The 1798-nt window shown below is 78.9% G+C and carries 1 protein-coding gene; it reads right to left on the bottom strand.

The annotated features are described in order from the left end of the window. Positions 1–1798, bottom strand: a 1798-nt coding sequence (locus VR45_RS41345) for an FUSC family protein (RefSeq protein WP_052709763.1), incomplete at both ends; no start/stop codon positions are given.

Raw genomic sequence — 1798 nt, 5'->3', positions numbered from 1 at the left:
CCTCCGCCCGCTCCGGCACCCGCCCGCCGTACCGGCGCTGCGCCGCGAACGCTGCCACCGCACCGCTCAGCCGCTCCAGCGCGGCCGTCGCGGGCAGCCACTCGGCCGCCAGCCGGCCCGTCGGCGGCGGCTCGGCCAACCCCTGCTCCACCTCCGCGCGGGCGTCCGCGAGCGCCCGGTAGGCCGTCCGCCGCAGCCACACCTCGGCCCGGGGCTCCGGCCCGTCCTGCCGCACCACCGAGGCCAGATAGTCCTTCAGCGCGCCCGCCGCGGACACCAGGCGCGGCTCGATCCGGTGCCGAGGCCGTTCCGGCCAGAGCAGGTGGCCGAAGAGCAGCACGATCGCGCTGGCCAGCATGGTGTCCAGCACCCGGGGCCGGAACTCGGCCGCGCCGTCCTGCCCGCCCAGTTGCAGCAGGACCAGCGCCATCGGCGTCATCACCACGGTGTTCAGCCCGTAGTGCGCCGCCGTCGCGTAGGGCAGCAGGGCCACGCAGAGCGCGGCGATCGCGACCAGCGCCCACGGGCCCGGAGCCAGCGACAGCACCGCTGCCGTCACCGCCACCCCCAGCACCGTCCCGACCGCACGGCTCACCGAACGCAGGAACACCGAGCCGAGGTCCGGTTTCAGGACGAAGGCGATCGTCATCGGCACCCAGTAGCTCCGGCTCAGCGGCAGCGCGGCCATGAGCGCCGCCCCCACCGCGATGCACAGCGCCAGCCGCGCCCCGTACCGGGCCGCCCCGGGCGAGACCAGCCGCACCCGCAGCCGCCACGGGTCCGGCGGGGGCGCGGGAGCCGTGCCCAGCGCGGCCTCCCGGCCCGCGACCGTCGCCGCGGCCGCGCGCAGCGCCGCGTCCAGGGCCTGCCGGGACGGCGTGTCCGGCGCCCAGTCCGGCACCGGCACCTCGCCGCCGGCGCGTTCCTTCCCGCCCCTGCGTTCCACCCCACCCCTGCGTTCCATCCCGCCGCCGCGTTCCATCGCGCGGGCCAGCAGGCCCGGTACGGCGGCCACCTCGGGCGGCACCGGTCGCCGGGCCCACAGCAGGCCGGTGGCCGCCTCGGTGGCGGCGAGCGCGGCCCGGTACATCGTGTGGACGCGGTGGGCGGCGGGGCCGGGCGGGTTCCGCGGCCGGCGGGGAAGGGGCGGGAGCACGTCCTGGAGCTGGTTCAGCCGGGCGGTCAGCACCTGCCGGGAGGCCGACCCCTGCGGAGTCCCGAGATCGGCGAGCATCCGGCCGAGCGCGTCGTACACGGCGGCGAGCGCGCGCACACCCGGGTCGGCGCCGGGAGCCCGGCGGCCGCGCAGCGGCACACCGAGCAGCAGCACCAGCACCGCACCCGCCGGCAGCACCGCCGCGGCGGCCCACCACGGGTGCGGCAGCGGCATACCGCTCCCGAGCGTGGCCGAGACGAGCAGCAGCAGCCCCGCCGCCGAACCGCGCGGGCCCGTCGCACTCAGCGCGCCGGAGACGAACGCCGTCACGGTCAGCCCGGCGCCCAGGGCGAGCGCGCCGACCTGGGCGTGCTGGAGCGCGCTGCCGATCAGCATGCCGAGCGCCGAGGCCGGCACGGCGGTGGCGATCCGGCGGGCCCGCAGCCGGACCGGCTCGACGCGGTCGTTCATGGTCGCGTGCATCGCACCCAGCCCGGCGAACACCCCGAGGTCCACCCGGTGCGCCAGCAGTCCGGCGGCCAGCGCCAGCGCCATGGCGAGTGCGGCCCGGAGCATCGGCGCCCACGGCAGCGGCGGCCGGGCCGGGCGGGCGGCACGGGCCCACCAGGGGGTGGCGGGGGC

This window comes from Streptomyces sp. NRRL S-495, from assembly GCF_000966955.1.
Taxonomy (GTDB): Bacteria; Actinomycetota; Actinomycetes; order Streptomycetales; family Streptomycetaceae; genus Kitasatospora; species Kitasatospora purpeofusca.
Note: the sequence above shows the minus strand (reverse complement) of the source record. Positions and strands in the feature narration are given on the sequence as shown.